The organism is Flavobacterium sp. KH_035 (assembly GCF_057839565.1).
Map to the genome: position 1 here is coordinate 1,311,989 of NZ_CM174492.1, position 14,989 is coordinate 1,326,977.

At 35.3% G+C, this 14,989-nt stretch carries 16 protein-coding genes and 3 tRNA genes; 11 read left to right on the forward strand and 8 right to left on the reverse strand.

The genetic code is table 11. The features are described 5' to 3' along the window. Nucleotides 1–6 precede the first annotated feature (6 nt). Nucleotides 7–594, forward strand: coding sequence for an RNA polymerase sigma factor (locus AC3IS6_RS05770; RefSeq protein ID WP_281923131.1), 588 nt, complete (start codon nucleotides 7–9; stop codon nucleotides 592–594). After that, nucleotides 578–973: a hypothetical protein gene (locus AC3IS6_RS05775; RefSeq protein WP_489164060.1), complete on the forward strand. Its 396-nt coding sequence runs from the start codon at nucleotides 578–580 to the stop codon at nucleotides 971–973. The genes AC3IS6_RS05770 and AC3IS6_RS05775 overlap by 17 nt, the downstream gene beginning before the upstream one ends. 3 nt (nucleotides 974–976) lie before the next feature. Here AC3IS6_RS05775 and AC3IS6_RS05780 read toward each other — a convergent pair whose 3' ends face one another. Then, nucleotides 977–1,534 carry a hypothetical protein gene (locus AC3IS6_RS05780; RefSeq protein WP_489164061.1) on the reverse strand — a complete coding sequence of 186 codons (558 nt, stop codon included), beginning with the start codon at nucleotides 1,532–1,534 and terminating at the stop codon, nucleotides 977–979. 246 nt (nucleotides 1,535–1,780) lie between these two features. On the opposite strand from AC3IS6_RS05780, the gene AC3IS6_RS05785 reads away from it, so the two are divergent. Both AC3IS6_RS05785 and AC3IS6_RS05790 read left to right on the forward strand, forming a co-directional pair. Then, on the forward strand, nucleotides 1,781–2,704 hold the full coding sequence (locus tag AC3IS6_RS05785) for a PfkB family carbohydrate kinase (RefSeq protein ID WP_173965402.1): 924 nt from the start codon (nucleotides 1,781–1,783) through the stop codon (nucleotides 2,702–2,704). 82 nt (nucleotides 2,705–2,786) lie between these two features. Further along, the gene (locus AC3IS6_RS05790) at nucleotides 2,787–4,685 is read left to right on the forward strand and encodes an amidophosphoribosyltransferase (RefSeq protein WP_489164062.1); all 1,899 of its coding nucleotides are present in this window, start codon (nucleotides 2,787–2,789) and stop codon (nucleotides 4,683–4,685) included. A gap of 467 nt (nucleotides 4,686–5,152) precedes the next feature. On the opposite strand, the gene AC3IS6_RS05795 is transcribed toward AC3IS6_RS05790, so the two are convergent. Together AC3IS6_RS05795 and pth are read right to left on the reverse strand one after the other, a co-directional pair. Further along, on the reverse strand, nucleotides 5,153–5,761 hold the full coding sequence (locus AC3IS6_RS05795; RefSeq protein ID WP_489164063.1) for a superoxide dismutase: 609 nt from the start codon (nucleotides 5,759–5,761) through the stop codon (nucleotides 5,153–5,155). A gap of 138 nt (nucleotides 5,762–5,899) precedes the next feature. After that, nucleotides 5,900–6,526 (reverse strand): aminoacyl-tRNA hydrolase, encoded by a 627-nt coding sequence (gene pth / locus AC3IS6_RS05800; protein ID WP_489164064.1) that lies wholly within the window; start codon nucleotides 6,524–6,526, stop codon nucleotides 5,900–5,902. 88 nt (nucleotides 6,527–6,614) lie between these two features. On the opposite strand from pth, the gene AC3IS6_RS05805 reads away from it, so the two are divergent. Next, nucleotides 6,615–6,797 (forward strand): hypothetical protein, encoded by a 183-nt coding sequence (locus AC3IS6_RS05805; RefSeq protein ID WP_489164065.1) that lies wholly within the window; start codon nucleotides 6,615–6,617, stop codon nucleotides 6,795–6,797. Nucleotides 6,798–6,904: 107 nt separating this feature from the next. On the opposite strand, the gene AC3IS6_RS05810 is transcribed toward AC3IS6_RS05805, so the two are convergent. Next, the gene (locus AC3IS6_RS05810; RefSeq protein ID WP_489164066.1) at nucleotides 6,905–7,516 is read right to left on the reverse strand and encodes a 50S ribosomal protein L25/general stress protein Ctc; all 612 of its coding nucleotides are present in this window, start codon (nucleotides 7,514–7,516) and stop codon (nucleotides 6,905–6,907) included. Between the two features lie 116 nt (nucleotides 7,517–7,632). Continuing rightward, entirely contained in the window at nucleotides 7,633–8,574 is a 942-nt protein-coding gene (locus AC3IS6_RS05815; RefSeq protein ID WP_173965398.1) for a ribose-phosphate pyrophosphokinase, read from the reverse strand. A gap of 228 nt (nucleotides 8,575–8,802) precedes the next feature. Between AC3IS6_RS05815 and AC3IS6_RS05820 the strand changes: the two genes are divergently transcribed. Both AC3IS6_RS05820 and AC3IS6_RS05825 read left to right on the forward strand, forming a co-directional pair. Continuing rightward, nucleotides 8,803–8,882, forward strand: a tRNA-Leu gene (locus AC3IS6_RS05820). Nucleotides 8,883–9,168: 286 nt separating this feature from the next. Then, nucleotides 9,169–9,597, forward strand: a complete 429-nt coding sequence (locus AC3IS6_RS05825) for an SRPBCC family protein (RefSeq protein WP_489164067.1) — start codon at nucleotides 9,169–9,171, stop codon at nucleotides 9,595–9,597. Nucleotides 9,598–9,741: 144 nt separating this feature from the next. On the opposite strand, the gene AC3IS6_RS05830 is transcribed toward AC3IS6_RS05825, so the two are convergent. From AC3IS6_RS05830 to rseP, 3 genes are all read right to left on the reverse strand, one after another. Next, nucleotides 9,742–9,815 (reverse strand) — tRNA-Asn (locus AC3IS6_RS05830). 36 nt (nucleotides 9,816–9,851) lie between these two features. Next, nucleotides 9,852–9,925 (reverse strand) — tRNA-Asn (locus tag AC3IS6_RS05835). 86 nt (nucleotides 9,926–10,011) lie between these two features. Beyond that, nucleotides 10,012–11,352, reverse strand: coding sequence for an RIP metalloprotease RseP (gene rseP, locus AC3IS6_RS05840; protein WP_489164068.1), 1,341 nt, complete (start codon nucleotides 11,350–11,352; stop codon nucleotides 10,012–10,014). Nucleotides 11,353–11,713: 361 nt separating this feature from the next. On the opposite strand from rseP, the gene AC3IS6_RS05845 reads away from it, so the two are divergent. From AC3IS6_RS05845 to AC3IS6_RS05860, 4 genes are all read left to right on the forward strand, one after another. Beyond that, nucleotides 11,714–12,034 (forward strand): hypothetical protein, encoded by a 321-nt coding sequence (locus tag AC3IS6_RS05845; RefSeq protein ID WP_489164069.1) that lies wholly within the window; start codon nucleotides 11,714–11,716, stop codon nucleotides 12,032–12,034. 60 nt (nucleotides 12,035–12,094) lie between these two features. Further along, nucleotides 12,095–12,241, forward strand: a complete 147-nt coding sequence (locus tag AC3IS6_RS05850) for a hypothetical protein (RefSeq protein ID WP_489164070.1) — start codon at nucleotides 12,095–12,097, stop codon at nucleotides 12,239–12,241. 346 nt (nucleotides 12,242–12,587) lie between these two features. After that, nucleotides 12,588–13,658 carry an NADH:flavin oxidoreductase/NADH oxidase gene (locus AC3IS6_RS05855; protein ID WP_489164071.1) on the forward strand — a complete coding sequence of 357 codons (1,071 nt, stop codon included), beginning with the start codon at nucleotides 12,588–12,590 and terminating at the stop codon, nucleotides 13,656–13,658. Nucleotides 13,659–13,736: 78 nt separating this feature from the next. Further along, complete coding sequence (locus AC3IS6_RS05860) at nucleotides 13,737–14,777, forward strand: Gfo/Idh/MocA family oxidoreductase (RefSeq protein ID WP_489164072.1); 1,041 nt, start codon at nucleotides 13,737–13,739, stop codon at nucleotides 14,775–14,777. Nucleotides 14,778–14,989: the final 212 nt, after the last annotated feature.

Sequence of the window (14,989 nt, forward strand, 5' to 3'; positions counted from 1 at the left end):
TATAATATGAGTACAATACCAGATCAACATTATATCGATAAAATTCTGCAGGGCGAGACCAATGCGTTTGCCGTACTGGTAGATCGTTATAAGAATATGATCTTTACTCTGGCACTTCAAATGGTTAAAAACAGGGAAGAGGCTGAAGAAGTTTCGCAAGACACTTTTGTTAAAATTTATAGTTCGCTGGGTAAATTTAAGGGTGATTCGAAATTTTCAACCTGGGCCTATAAAGTAACGTATAATACCTGTTTAGATCGTTTGAAGAAAAATAAAAAAGAAGATCTTAATATTTCGATAGATGAGTTTTCGGCACATTTGATTAAGACTATGGACAATGCTTTGAGTGCTTTGGAGGATAAAGAACGAAAGCAGACGATTCAGAACTGTTTAAGCATGCTGCCGAGAGAAGAAAACATTCTGCTAACTTTATTTTATTTTGAAGATCAGAATTTAGAAGAAATTGGAAAAGTTATGGGAATTACAGCCAACAATGTCAAGGTGAAATTATTTAGAAGCCGACAAAAACTAGCCGTAATTTTGAAAAAACAATTAGAACCAGAAATAGTACAGTGTTATGAAAGAGAGCGATAAAAACTTAGAAAATCTTATTGATAAAATGATGAGCGAAATCCCTTTGGATGCGCCATCAATTGATTTTACCTCAAAAGTAATGGCTCAGGTTTTGGTGGCTGAACAGAGCAAGGTTAAAATTTACAAACCTTTAATTTCTAAGTTTACCTGGTTTGTGATTGGCTTTGGTTTGGCGGCTTTGGCTGTTTATGCTTTGTTTTTTAACGGAAGCAATGCTACTGTAGAAACAGGAAGTTCTTATGCAGATAAAATTTCGGCACTGTTTTCAGGTATTCATTTTTCTGAAAATGTTTTATATGCTATTTTAGTAGTTCCTTTTATGATGCTCATTCAGCTTGGGGTTTTGAAGAATTATTTTGATAAGAAGTATGAGTTGTAGAATTTATTTAAAAGAATCTTCTCTTTTTCTTAAATAATCAATTGCCAGATAACAATCGGAGCTTATATCATATTTGTTCTTGTATAAAAAGTATGCGATAGTTAAATATTCACCGTCTTTTATAGTTGCTCGATTAAGAGCTAATCTTTTAGATGTTGTTTCTTTTGAGTATTTTTTTAGAAATTCCTCAAACCCTAAATCCGAATATTCCTTTTCTATTTTTGAATTCAGTTTGAAACTTTCTAAATAATAACTTTTCTCTTTAAAAAGCTTTTTATCAAAAACAAAATTATTATTTAGGCCAGCATCTAGGAACTGATTAAAAGATTTGAATTTCTTAGAATAATACTTTTTATAAAAAAACATCAATTCGTTATTATTTGTCTGATGTATTTCGTTGTTATTTGTGATAACATATAAATCTAATCCGAGGTAATATGGAGGCAATCCATCATCTTTAAATACTAACTTCCCAATCATCTCTTCAGAAAAATTTGGTTCTTTTCTTTCGCAGGAACTTAAAAAGCAAAAAAGCATTAATAAAGACAAAATTTTCTTCATAAATAAGGTTTGATATTTACACAAATCTAATCAAAAACATTCAAACCTTTTTTCGAAAACAAGTATTGCGATTTAAATCCTAAAAACCTATTTTAATCTTTTAAAAGATTTTAATATAAATATCTCATTTACAATAGTTTTATCCCCGAAAACGGCCTTGATTTTTTATGAAAATTTTGAGAACCTAAACCGTTGCAATATTGTAACTTATGAAGTATCTTTGCACCCTAATTCGAAATTCATAAAATGAATAAATTATTGATTGTTGGAACGGTTGCTTTCGACGCGATTGAAACTCCTTTCGGGAAAACAGATAAAATATTAGGTGGTGCTGCGACTTACATTGGTTTATCAGCATCTTTTTTCAACCTGCAATCGGCTATTGTTTCTGTAGTTGGAGACGATTTCCCTCAAGAGCATTTGGATTTATTGACTTCAAAAAATATTGATATCTCAGGTATCGAAATTGTAAAAGGCGGAAAAACCTTTTTCTGGAGCGGTTTGTACCACAACGATCTAAATTCAAGAGACACTTTAGTAACAGAACTGAATGTTTTGGCTGATTTTCAACCAAAAGTTCCGCAAAACTATAAAGATGCTGATGTGGTAATGTTAGGAAACTTACATCCATTAGTACAAAGCAGTGTTTTGGATCAATTAGAGAAAAAACCAAAATTAGTAGTTTTAGATACAATGAACTTCTGGATGGATTGTGCTTTACCTGAATTATTGGACGTTATTAAACGTGTAGACGTAATCACGATCAATGACGAAGAAGCAAGACAGCTTTCGGGAGAATATTCATTAGTAAAAGCGGCAGCTAAAATCCAGGAATTGGGACCAAAATATGTGGTGATCAAAAAAGGAGAACACGGTGCACTTTTATTCCATAATAGAGAAGTATTCTTTGCTCCGGCATTGCCATTGGAAGATGTTTTTGATCCAACAGGGGCTGGAGACACTTTCGCCGGCGGTTTCTCAGGATTCATTGCGCAAAGCGAAAACATTTCGTTTGGCAATATGAAAAATGCGATTATCTACGGTTCAAATTTAGCTTCATTCTGTGTAGAGAAATTTGGAACAGAAAGGATGGAAACCCTAAGCAAAGCTGAAGTGGCGATTCGATTACAACAGTTTAAGTCGTTAACTCAGTTTGACATAGAAATATAATGCCCAAAAGCCTCGAATAATAACGGGGCTTTTTTATTACGTTAATACACACAACTTACAACAACACAAAATACAAAACACAATGAGCGACGCTTTAAAACACGAATGTGGTATAGCTTTGGTTAGACTTCTTAAACCGCTTGAATATTACAAAGAAAAATACGGAACAGCTTTTTACGGAATACAGAAAATGTATCTGATGATGGAAAAGCAGCACAACCGTGGACAAGACGGAGCTGGTTTTGCAAGCATCAAATTAGATGTGGCGCCTGGTGAACGTTATATCAGCAGGGTTCGTTCCAATCATTCACAACCCATTCAGGATGTTTTTAAGCAAATCAATGAGCGTATTAATGAAGAGATGAGTTCTCATCCTGAATATGCAGATGATGTTGCTAAGCAAAAAGCAAACATACCTTATATAGGAGAGTTGTTTCTGGGGCACGTTCGTTATGGAACTTTCGGAAAAAACAGTATCGAAAGCGTACATCCATTCCTGCGCCAGAGCAATTGGATGCACCGTAATCTAATTTTAGCAGGTAACTTTAACATGACCAATGTTAAGGAGCTTTTTGAAAATTTAGTAGAACTTGGTCAGCATCCAAAAGAAATGGCTGACACGGTTACTGTTATGGAGAAAATTGGGCATTTCTTAGACAAAGAGGTGATGCAGCTTTATCAGGATTGCAAACTTGAAGGTTATTCTAAGAGAGAAGCTTCTCCTGTGATTGCAGACCGATTGGATATTGCAAAAATTTTAGCCCGTTCAGCTAAAAACTTAGACGGAGGATACGCAATGGCCGGACTATTAGGTCATGGTGATGCTTTTGTTTTTAGAGACCCGGCCGGAATTCGTCCAGCGTATTATTATCAGGATGATGAAGTGGTGGTTGTTGCTTCTGAAAGACCGGTTATTCAAACGGTATTTAATGTGCCTTTTGAAAGTGTACAGGAAATCGAACCAGGGAATGCTTTGATCATCAAAAAAAACGGAACAGTTTCTATGAATCAAATTCTGGAACCAACTGTTAAAAAAGCATGTTCTTTTGAAAGGATTTATTTCTCAAGAGGAAGTGATGCAGAAATTTATCAGGAACGTAAAAATTTAGGAAAATTAATTTTACCTGCTGTTCTGGAGTCAATTGACAGTGATACAGATAATACGGTTTTCTCTTATATTCCAAATACAGCCGAAACATCCTTTTATGGTTTGGTTGAAGCGGCTCAGGATTTTTTAAATCAAAGAAAGAACAATTATATTTTAGCCAACAGAAATACACTTACAGCTGAGACGTTACAGGAATTATTGGCTGTAAAGATTCGTACAGAGAAAGTGGCGATCAAAGATGCAAAGCTAAGAACTTTTATTACAGAAGACAGTAGTCGTGATGATTTGGTTGCGCACGTTTATGATGTTACCTACGGAGTAATCAAGCCAACAGATAATCTGGTTATTATAGACGATAGTATCGTTCGTGGTACCACTTTAAAGATGAGTATTATAAAGATGATGGATCGTTTAAATCCTAAACGTATCGTAATTGTTTCATCGGCACCACAAATTCGTTACCCTGACTGTTACGGAATCGATATGGCGAAACTGGAAGGTCTTGTGGCTTTTAGAGCGGCTTTGGCTTTATTGAAAGAAAGAAATTTATATCATATCGTTGACAAGGTTTATGCCAAGTGTAAAGCTCAGGAAAATTTTATAGACAGCGATGTTGTAAACTATGTTACTGCGATTTACGATCAGTTTACCCCTGAGGAAATTTCAGCTAAAATCGCCGAAATGTTAAGCTCTCCTGAAATTAATGCTGAAGTAAAAATCATTTTCCAAAAAGTAGAAGATTTGCATATTGCCTGTCCGAAGAACCTTGGAGACTGGTATTTTACAGGAGATTATCCAACCCCGGGAGGAAACCGTGTTGTGAATAGAGCTTTCATGAACTTCTACGAAGGGAAAGACGCTAGAGCGTATTAATAAAATACTAACAAAAGGTTAATTTGTGCATTTCATCGGTTTTTTTTACCGTTCATCTTATTTGTTTGGTGAAAATGAAAAGCTACAATACTTTTGAAATACCATAACATTAGTAGGTTAAGTTTATGGTAGATTTGGGGCAAAAAGGGTGGAAGTAATTCCACCTTTTTTATTGGAATAAAGTCAAGTATTTCTAAAGTAAGATTTTACGTCACTTCATCGGATATATTTGCTTTTCGTCTAGAAAGTTTTTTTCATTAAAATAGCTGCCATACATTTACTGAACCATAACATTAGTAGGTTAAGTTTATGGTAGATTTGGGGCAAAAAAGGTGGAAGTGATTCCGCCTTTTTTATTTTCTTTTTTTTAGAGAAAAGAGTATAGGGGAATGACGAAATATAATGACAAAAAAAAGACGAGTACCATTTGGTACTCGTCTTTTTTTTATACTCTTTACTCTATTTTCTTATTTGTCTAAAGCATATCTTCTTGCAACTTCAGTCCAGTTAATTACACTAAAGAAAGCTTCAATATAATCAGGTCTTCTGTTTTGATAGTTTAAGTAGTAAGCGTGCTCCCAAACGTCCATTCCTAAAATAGGAGTTCCACCACAGCCTACTTCCGGCATTAATGGGTTGTCTTGATTTGGAGTTCCGCAAACATCTAATTTTCCACCTTTTTGTACACATAACCAAGCCCATCCTGAACCGAATTGTGTAGCACCAGCTTTAGCAAATTTTGCTTTAAATTCTTCAAAAGTTCCAAAAGAAGCTTCAATAGCTGCTAATAAATCACCTGTTGGTAATCCGCCACCATTTGGAGTCATTACAGTCCAGAATAAATTGTGGTTGTAAAAACCACCACCATTGTTACGAACCGCTGCGTTTGATTTATCTAGATTGATTAAGATGTTTTCGATTGTTTTTCCTTCCAAATCTGTTCCCGCGATAGCTGCATTTAGATTTGTAGTATATGCATTATGATGTTTTGAATGGTGAATTTCCATTGTGCGGGCATCAATATGTGGTTCTAATGCATCATATGCATAAGGTAATTGAGGTAATTCAAAAGCCATGATATTATGATTTTATGATTTATAATAATTTATTCCAAATTTAGACATTTAACTTTGGAATAGAAAATACTATTTCGTTATTATTCTATTTAATTAATTGATGGTTTGGTTTTTTGAATATTAACTTATTGAAAATCTTTACTTTCCGTTGAAAGTGGTCATTGTGTTTTCAAGACCGGCCGTTCCAAAAGATTTAATAATTTCTGAAGCGACTTCTAGACGTTCCGGTAATTTTGCTTTTTCTTCTTCGTCCCAGTCTCCCAAAACGTAGTCTATCTGTTGTCCTTTTTTAAACTGATCACTGATGCCAAATCTAAAGCGGGTGTATTGCTGTGTGTTTAAAACTAAATTAATGTTCTTAAGTCCGTTGTGTCCTCCGTCGCTGCCTTTTGGTTTGATTCGGATAGTTCCGAAAGAAAGGTTTAAATCGTCGGTGATTACAAGAATGTTCTCCAGCGGAATATTTTCTTTGTCCATCCAGTACTTTACGGCTTTGCCGCTTAAGTTCATATAGGTGTTTGGTTTGAGTAGAAAAAAGGTTCTTCCTTTGAATTTATATTCGGCCAGGGCGCCCAATTTCACAGTCTCGAATGAAAGGCCTTCTTTTTTTGCTAAAAAATCAAGTACTTTAAAGCCTATGTTGTGTCGTGTATTTACATATTCGGCACCAATATTGCCTAATCCGACGATTAAATATTTTTTCATATAATCAGTGTTCTCTTCTTTTTGTGTTGATGAAAACAGTTTTGTTATCCATTTTATCATGGCACAAAAATAAACTTAATTAGGGAATGTGCCAATTCGTTAATTGGATAATTATATTTTTAGATTGTTGGATTTATTGAGGGGGCTTATGAAAAGAGAAATTTTAAAACTAGCCCTGACAGAAGCGGTATCCTTTTCAGCCGCTTTTTTGCGGGTGAAAAGATTTAGCGGATGGCAGGAGTGTCTGGTCTTGAAAAAAACGACATTTTCTGCTTCTGAAAAAAAACTAAGCACAAAAAAGGTTTCGACTTCGCCCAGTCAGACATTTTAGGGTTTTGTTCTAAAAAACTTAGCTCCTTAGCAGCCCAGCATCTCAGTGCCTCAAAAAAAAAGCACCAACCTTTCGATTGATGCTTTGTATTTTGAATTGAAAAAAAATTATTTTTTCTTTCCTTTTGCAGGAGCTTTTGCAGCTTTTGCAGCTTCTTGAGCAGCTTTCATAGCAGCACGAGAAATTCTTACCTGAGCAACAACAGTGTTGTCTGGGTGCATAACTTTGTATTCAGGAGTACCAACTTTAGTAACGTATAATTTGTTACCCATTTCAAGTGGAGTGATGTCTGCTTCAACAAAATCAGGAAGATTTTTAGGTAAAGCTTTAACTTTTAATTTACGAGTGTTCAAACGTAAAACACCACCTGCAAGAACACCTTTAGATGTACCAACGATTTTTACAGGAACTTCCATAGTGATTTCTTTGTCATCAAATAATTGGAAGAAGTCAATGTGTAAAATTTTGTCAGAAACAGGGTGAACCTGGATGTCTTGTAAGATTGCTGTAAATGATTTTCCTTTTCCAAGCTCAATCACAACTGTGTGTGCATTTGGAGTGTAAACCAAGTTTTTGAACGCTGCAGCGTCTGCTGAGAAGTGTACTGCCTGATTTCCTCCGTATAACACGCAAGGAACCGCTCCAGCATTACGTAAGGCTTTAGTTGACACTTTGCCCACGCTTTCTCTTTCTGATCCTTTAATTGTAATCGATTTCATTGTAAAAAAAATATAGTTATTAATAAATATTCTAAATTTGCTTTAAGCGCTAGGCTTTAGGCTTTTTTTGTAATCGTGAAATAGCTTATGGCTTAAAGCCTAAAGCGTATAGCTTCTTACATTATGAATTTTCCACTAATGGAATTGTTGTGATGCACCATGTGCATAACTTCGGCAAAAAGAGGTGCACAACTCACGACTCTTATTTTCTTTGATTCTTTCTTTAAAGGAATAGAATCGGTAACGATTAACTCACTTAATTTAGAGTTTTCAATTTTTTCATAGGCATCACCTGATAAAATAGCGTGTGTACATATGGCTCTAACGCTTAATGCTCCTTTTTCGATCATTAAATCTGCTGCTTTTGCTAATGTTCCACCCGTATCGATCATGTCGTCTACTAGTATTACGTTACGGCCTTTTACTTCACCAATTAGTTCCATAGTGTCGATAACGTTGGCTGCTTTTCTTTGTTTGTAACAGATTACTACATCTGATTCCAGGAACTTAGAGTAAGCGTATGCTCTTTTTGAACCTCCCATATCTGGAGATGCAATAGTCAGATTGTCTAGCTTTAAGCTTTCTACGTATGGTAAAAAGATAGTTGAGGCAAATAAATGATCTACCGGTTTTTCGAAAAACCCCTGAATTTGATCTGCATGCAAATCCATTGTCATTACTCTTGTTGCTCCGGCAGCATCTAATAAATTAGCTACTAATTTTGCTCCAATCGGAACTCTTGGTTTGTCTTTTCTGTCTTGTCTTGCCCAACCAAAATAAGGCATAACAGCTGTAATGTGTCTTGCTGACGCACGTTTCGCTGCATCAATCATGAGTAACAATTCCATCAAATTATCAGCAGATGGAAAAGTTGAACACACGATAAAAACACGTAATCCTCTTATTGATTCTTCATACGATGGTTGGAATTCTCCATCACTATACTTCGACATCGTTACTTTTCCTAACGGAATTCCGTACTGTTCTGCAATTTTTTCTGCAAGATAGACACTTTGTGAACAAGCAAAAATTTTAGCTTCTGGTTCTAGGTGCGACATTTAATTTGTTGTTTTGTAGTTAGTTGTGTGTGCTTCGTTTTAACGAGGTGCAAATTTAGAAAATTTATTGGACACTGAAAGGAAAAAATTAAGTATTTTTATTAGAATTTTTAATTTTATTTTTTACATTTGCACCGTGTTAAAGGAATAAGCATAGTTATGACATCATAATGAACTTGTTCTATTGCGTTGAAATGATCAAATTTTGATTGTTTTTTCGTCTGCTAAGCCCGGATGGCGGAATTGGTAGACGCGCTGGTCTCAAACACCTGTGGGAAACCGTGCCGGTTCGACTCCGGCTCCGGGTACATTAAAGCCTCTTCTTTTTAGAAGGGGCTTTTTTTTGCTTCATAAATTTTGAACTTGATCTTTGATTTGAATATTGCCTGCGGTTGAAACCACGGTTTTTTTGTTTTTGTTGTTGTTGTATTTTTTTTGATACTTGACTCTATTGTACTGTTTGTGTGGGTTTGTGGCTTATTGATGTTGTGATGTTGGTGAAGTAAAGTTTTTGGGGTTTTGAGGTAGTGCTTTGTGTTGGGGTGGTGTGAAACTTGTTAACTTTGAGATTGTAAATAATAATCAATTATGAAAATGGAAAAAATAGAACATGTTAATTATGTTAAAGCGCCAATTTCGGAGGTTTATAAGGTGTTAACCACGCAGGAGGGGCTTGGTGCTATCTGGACAGACGAGTTGGTTGTCAGGCCGGAATTGGGTTTTGTTAATGAGTTTAATTTCGGGGACGAAGATGTCACGAAAATGAAGGTGATTGAATTGATTGAAAATAAAAGAGTGTTGTGGGAATGTGTGGATTCGGACCCGGAGTGGATCGGAACGGGTATTTCGTTTGATTTAAAAGAGAAGGGCGGGGTAACGGCGGTTGTTTTAAAGCATTTTGACTGGCGTGAGCTGACGGAATTCTATCAATGGTGTAATTACAACTGGGCAATGTTTCTTTTGAGTCTTAAGGGGTATTGTGAGGATGGGGAGGGGACTCCGTATCAAAAGCGAAGGTTTTAACTTTAGTTTCGATTAAAAGCCAGCGAATGCGTGAGGTTATCAGATGTTTTGAGGAAATGATTGAATAGGGTATGGGCTGTGTGCTAGAATGAAATAAAAGGGCAAAAAAAATACCACTTACGTTTGTAAGTGGTATTTGATAAGCTCCCCCTCTTGGGCTCGAACCAAGGACCCTCTGATTAACAGTCAGATGCTCTAACCAACTGAGCTAAGGAGGAATCACCTTAAAGGTAAATATGTTTGCTAAAAAGTTGCTCCCCCTCTTGGGCTCGAACCAAGGACCCTCTGATTAACAGTCAGATGCTCTAACCAACTGAGCTAAGGAGGAAGTTGCTGTTCTTTTTAGCGAGTGCAAATATAAGAGGTTTTTTAGTTTCTCAAAAATATTTTGACACTTTTTATTGATTTTTTTTTCTATTTCATAATTGCCTTGTAAATGTCGTTCCCATTAGCAAATAAAAGCAGTGCTATAAGTAAAACGAAACCAACCATTTGGGCGTTTTCAAGGAATTTATCGCTTGGTTTTCTACCACTAATTATTTCGTATAATAAAAACATTACATGACCACCATCAAGAGCAGGAATTGGTAATAAATTCATTACTCCAAGCATAATTGACAATAAAGCAGTGATAGACCAGAAGGTTTCCCAGCTCCAGCTACTTGGGAAAATGTTAAAAATCGCTGCAAAACCACCAACTTGCTTGTAAGCTTTTGTTTCAGGATTAAAAATCATTTTAAGTTGTTTTCCGTAACCTACTAACTGATCTTTACCTTTTGTAAGTCCAACCGGAATTGATTCTAAGAAAGTATAGCTTTTTTTGCTTACCTTATAGTATCCTAATTTTTCTAGGGATTCGATATTTAAACCTCCAACGCCAACACCAAGTTTTCCGGCTGTAGAAATTTTAACGGTAATTGGTACTTTCTTTAAATCACGTAAAACAATAGCGGGAATAGTTTTGCCTTTGTTGCTTTCTAAAATCGTTTTTACCTGATCGTAGTATCTTGCGTCCTGACCGTTAAGGCTAACAATTAAATCTTTTGCTTTTAAAGCTGTATTTCCGGATTCTTTTGTAACACTTGCTACCGCAAAAGGGATTCTCATGTCTACAAGATGCGCTTTTTCCTGTTTTGACAATTGATCGACAAAGTCAGTTGGCATTTTTATGGTTTGCTGTTGTCCATTTCTTTCGATTAAGATTTCTTTGGCCATGATAATTTTCATGTTGATATCATTATCGAAATTTTCGATCTTTTGTCCGTCAACAGCAAGGAATTTGTCTCCGGTTTTGAAACCTGCTTTTAGCATTACAGGGTTTTCAACCAAAACACCATCTTTCAAGTCCGCATTGGCTACATAAATATCACCGTAAGCAAATGCCATTCCAATGTAAATAATAAAGGCCAGAATAAAGTTTACCGTAACACCACCCAACATAATAATTAAACGCTGCCATGCCGGTTTCGAACGAAATTCCCAAGGTTGTGGAGGAAGGGCCATTTGATCCTTGTCCATACTTTCATCAATCATTCCGGAGATTTTTACATAACCACCTAATGGCAACCATCCGATTCCGTATTCAGTTTCGCCAATCTTCTTTTTTAAGAGAGAATATTTAATGTCAAAAAATAAGTAGAATTTTTCGACTCTTGTTTTAAACAATTTTGCAGGGATAAAATGCCCTAATTCGTGAAGAATAATAAGTAAAGATAAACTCAATAGAAATTGAGAGAGTTTGATAACTATATCCATTTTGTATTTTTAGTTCGTATTTAACGCACAAAAGTAACGTTTCTATTTTAATTTGGTAGTGCAATATAATACATAAGGTTTTAAATGTTTGTTAATACTTCACTCTTATTTTTTTTAAGACAGAACTAAAGCCTTTTTCGTAAAAAGAGGGAAAAACAGCAGGTATTTTTTTCTTGCTTCATGCTAAAATGATACACGGATGTAAAATAAGTCTTATTACGATAGTCTTATGGCTTATTTAGACGGCTTTTTGCAGAAATCTTTTATAATTTTCCTGCTTTTTAAAAATGTAGTTTTCTTTATGAAGAAATAATAGTGGGTTTTTAAGGGTTTATGTTTCACTTATTTTTTAATGCAGACGATGGATTTTATAAAGAAAATAGAGCGAATTAAAAGAATTCATGAGTTAATCTGTGAGGAAAAAACAGGTTCTCCGGCTGTTTTTGCAAAAAGAATGTTTCTAAGCAGAAGTCAGCTTTATAATGAACTGGAAATAATCAAAGAACTTGATGCGCCTTTAAAGTATTGCAAAAAGAGAGAGAGTTTTTATTATGAAACTTCGTTTGAATTAGTATTACATTATTCTCTAAGTATAATTAAAGATGAAGAAGCGAAAGAAATTTTTGGAGGCTCAGAGTTCCGTCCAATTTTATTAGACGGAACTCTGATAAGTTTGTCATAGCAAAAAAGAATCAGACGAAAATGATTTTGTTAGAAAGTATGAATGAACGGTTTTAAAATTATGGAATCAGAAGGGTTTGATTATGGGAAGCTAACAACGGAAGAAGTAAGCAGCGAAGTTTTTCTAACTTTTACAGTGCTAATTATTATGGTGTTAGTAGTTGCAGTAATAATTGTTTTAAATTATAAGAATAATAAAAAAAAGTAAAGGATTTGAAGGGAAAAAATACTTAGTGAAATACTATAAAATTGCGGGGAGACAAATCATAATGATTACTCCGGAATTTGGTATTACGTTTATAAAGTTCTTATGTCTGTATAGAGTATGTTCTATAAGGTATATTATGGTGTTGTAGATGAATCCGGGAATCAGAACAGTTTGCTCGATCAAAAAAAGGAATACTAAAAGCTGTGGAGCAAACAAAATTTGCTTTAAATGTTTGTTAATTAATAAACATTTAGATTTCTATTTTTGAATAGATGCTTTAACTTTACTTTTTGATACACTAACTTACCCAATTGATAGTGTAAAATCATTAAAAAAAGTTACACCTATGGCTTCATTATTGTTTTCACCGCTTAAAATAAAAAATATTACTTTAAAAAACAGAATCGTTATTTCACCCATGTGTCAATATTCGGCAATAGACGGATTTGCAAACGATTGGCATTTGGTTCATTTGGGCAGTCGGGCCAGTGGAGGGGTGGGTTTAATCATTCAGGAAGCCACTGCAGTTTCTCCTGAGGCGAGAATTTCTCCTTCAGATTTAGGTTTGTGGAAAGAAGAACATATTGAGAAACTTCAAATCATCAATAAATTTATTGTGTCGCAAAATGCGATTCCCGGAATTCAATTGGCGCATGCAGGACGAAAGGCAAGTGTTTCGGCACCGTGGGAAGGTAACAAAAAACTGGATATCGCTCAGGGTGGATGGCATACTGTTTCGGCAAGTGCTATACCATATCATGATGATGAACCTTTTCTTCCAGAAGCTTTAGATAAGGATGGAATTCAAAAAGTAGTTTCAGATTTTAAAGCCGCCACCAAAAGAGCCGTTAAAGCAGGTTATCAGGTTATGGAAATTCATGGAGCGCATGGATATTTGCTGCACCAGTTTTTATCACCTTTAACAAATGTCAGAACTGATGAGTATGGAGGAGCTTTTGAAAATAGAATCCGTTTTACCTTAGAAATTGTAGCCGCGGTGCAATCAGAATGGCCGTCCGATTTACCATTATTGGTTCGGATTTCTGCCACCGATTGGGCTGAAGGAGGATGGAATCCGGAAGAATCAGTGAAACTTTCAATAATTTTAAAAGAAAAAGGAGTTGATTTAATCGATACTTCGTCAGGTGGATTAGTTTCGCACCAACAAATTCCTTTAAAGCCAAACTATCAGGTTCCCTTTGCAGCGAAGATCAAAAAAGAAGCTTCTATTTTGACAGGTGCTGTTGGTTTAATAACAGAAGCGAGACAAGCCGAAGAAATTTTAAGTAGTGGTCAGGCCGACGTAATTTTGTTTGCGAGAGAATCACTTAGAAATCCGAATTTGCCTTTGGATTTTGCCAAAGAATTAAACGAAGAAATTCAATGGCCCAAACAATACGAAAGAGCTAAACTTTAATATTTTTATTCGCCGCAAATTCACAAATTTAATTTCTTCTAATTGGTGATTCGTGGTAAACAAATTAAAACAAACCCAATGCAAAAAATTAGAACAGCATTACTATCATACGGAATGTCGGGGAAGGTATTTCACGCTCCATTTTTAAATATACATGAAGGATTTGAATTATTAGGTTCCTGGGAAAGAAGTAAAAAACTCATTCAGGAAGATTATCCGGCTGTAAAAAGTTATTCATCAATTGAAGATTTGTTGGCAGATGATGTCGATTTGGTCATTGTAAACACACCGGTTGGAACGCATTATGAGTATGCCAAAAAAGTACTTTTGAGTGGAAAACATGCAGTAGTCGAAAAAGCTTTTACCACGACAGTAGCTGAAGCTCAGGAATTAGCTACGATTGCAAAGGAAAAAGGATTGAAATTAGCCGTTTTTCAAAACAGAAGGTGGGATAGTGATTTCAAAACCGTCCAAAAAGTAATTAGCGATGGTGTTTTAGGAGATTTGGTTGAAGCCGAATTTCATTTTGACAGATACAATCCGCTATTAAGCCCTAAAGCACATAAAGAAACGATAAATGACGGGGCTGGAATTTTGAAAGATCTGGGGCCACATTTAATTGATCAGGCAGTTTGTTTGTTTGGTTCTCCAAAATCGGTTTTCGGAGACATTCGTTTTACCAGAGCGAATACGTTGGTTGACGATTGGATTGATTTATTGCTGATTTATGAAAATTTCAGAGTTCGTTTAAAAGCCAGTTTCTTTGTGAGAGAAGCCAATCCTGCTTATGTGCTTCAGGGCAAAAAAGGATCTTTTTTAAAGCCTCGTGGTGATGTTCAGGAAGATGATTTAAAATTAGGTAAAAAACCTAATCTTGAATCCTGGGGAACAGAATCAGAAATATTACAAGGGCTTTTGCACACCGAAATTGATGGAAAACAAATTAGGGAAAAAATTCCAACGCTTCAGGGGAACTACTTCTCCTTTTTTGATGGTGTTTATGATGCTATCGTAAAGGATAAAAAAGAACCAGTTACTGCGGAGGACGGAGTAAAAGTAATGCAGATTATCGAAGCGGCAATCGCAAGTCATACACAGCAAAAAGTAATTAATTTGTAGAAAATTTGTCTACAGCTTTAAGGATTAAAAGGATTGCAAGATTTTTTTAATCCTTAAAGTCTATGGCAAAAAAACAGCATAATTTCTTATAGCTGTATTAAGTATTGCAGTGTGCCCTACAGAAAATCTTTATTTCTCTGTCACTTTGAACCTTTGCTCCTAGAAAAAAAATTATAAACATACAACGTTGTAAATTGAGGAACTGGTAGGTT

Bases quoted from the DNA above. Each gene is read 5' to 3' on its own strand.
- AC3IS6_RS05770 (WP_281923131.1), top strand. From the start codon at position 7: ATGAGTACAATACCAGATCAACATTATATCGATAAAATTCTGCAGGGC.
- AC3IS6_RS05775 (WP_489164060.1), top strand. From the start codon at position 578: ATGAAAGAGAGCGATAAAAACTTAGAAAATCTTATTGATAAAATGATG.
- AC3IS6_RS05780 (WP_489164061.1), bottom strand. From the start codon at position 1,534: ATGAAGAAAATTTTGTCTTTATTAATGCTTTTTTGCTTTTTAAGTTCC.
- AC3IS6_RS05785 (WP_173965402.1), top strand. From the start codon at position 1,781: ATGAATAAATTATTGATTGTTGGAACGGTTGCTTTCGACGCGATTGAA.
- AC3IS6_RS05790 (WP_489164062.1), top strand. From the start codon at position 2,787: ATGAGCGACGCTTTAAAACACGAATGTGGTATAGCTTTGGTTAGACTT.
- AC3IS6_RS05795 (WP_489164063.1), bottom strand. From the start codon at position 5,761: ATGGCTTTTGAATTACCTCAATTACCTTATGCATATGATGCATTAGAA.
- pth (WP_489164064.1), bottom strand. From the start codon at position 6,526: ATGATAAAATGGATAACAAAACTGTTTTCATCAACACAAAAAGAAGAG.
- AC3IS6_RS05805 (WP_489164065.1), top strand. From the start codon at position 6,615: ATGAAAAGAGAAATTTTAAAACTAGCCCTGACAGAAGCGGTATCCTTT.
- AC3IS6_RS05810 (WP_489164066.1), bottom strand. From the start codon at position 7,516: ATGAAATCGATTACAATTAAAGGATCAGAAAGAGAAAGCGTGGGCAAA.
- AC3IS6_RS05815 (WP_173965398.1), bottom strand. From the start codon at position 8,574: ATGTCGCACCTAGAACCAGAAGCTAAAATTTTTGCTTGTTCACAAAGT.
- AC3IS6_RS05825 (WP_489164067.1), top strand. From the start codon at position 9,169: ATGGAAAAAATAGAACATGTTAATTATGTTAAAGCGCCAATTTCGGAG.
- rseP (WP_489164068.1), bottom strand. From the start codon at position 11,352: ATGGATATAGTTATCAAACTCTCTCAATTTCTATTGAGTTTATCTTTA.
- AC3IS6_RS05845 (WP_489164069.1), top strand. From the start codon at position 11,714: ATGGATTTTATAAAGAAAATAGAGCGAATTAAAAGAATTCATGAGTTA.
- AC3IS6_RS05850 (WP_489164070.1), top strand. From the start codon at position 12,095: ATGGAATCAGAAGGGTTTGATTATGGGAAGCTAACAACGGAAGAAGTA.
- AC3IS6_RS05855 (WP_489164071.1), top strand. From the start codon at position 12,588: ATGGCTTCATTATTGTTTTCACCGCTTAAAATAAAAAATATTACTTTA.
- AC3IS6_RS05860 (WP_489164072.1), top strand. From the start codon at position 13,737: ATGCAAAAAATTAGAACAGCATTACTATCATACGGAATGTCGGGGAAG.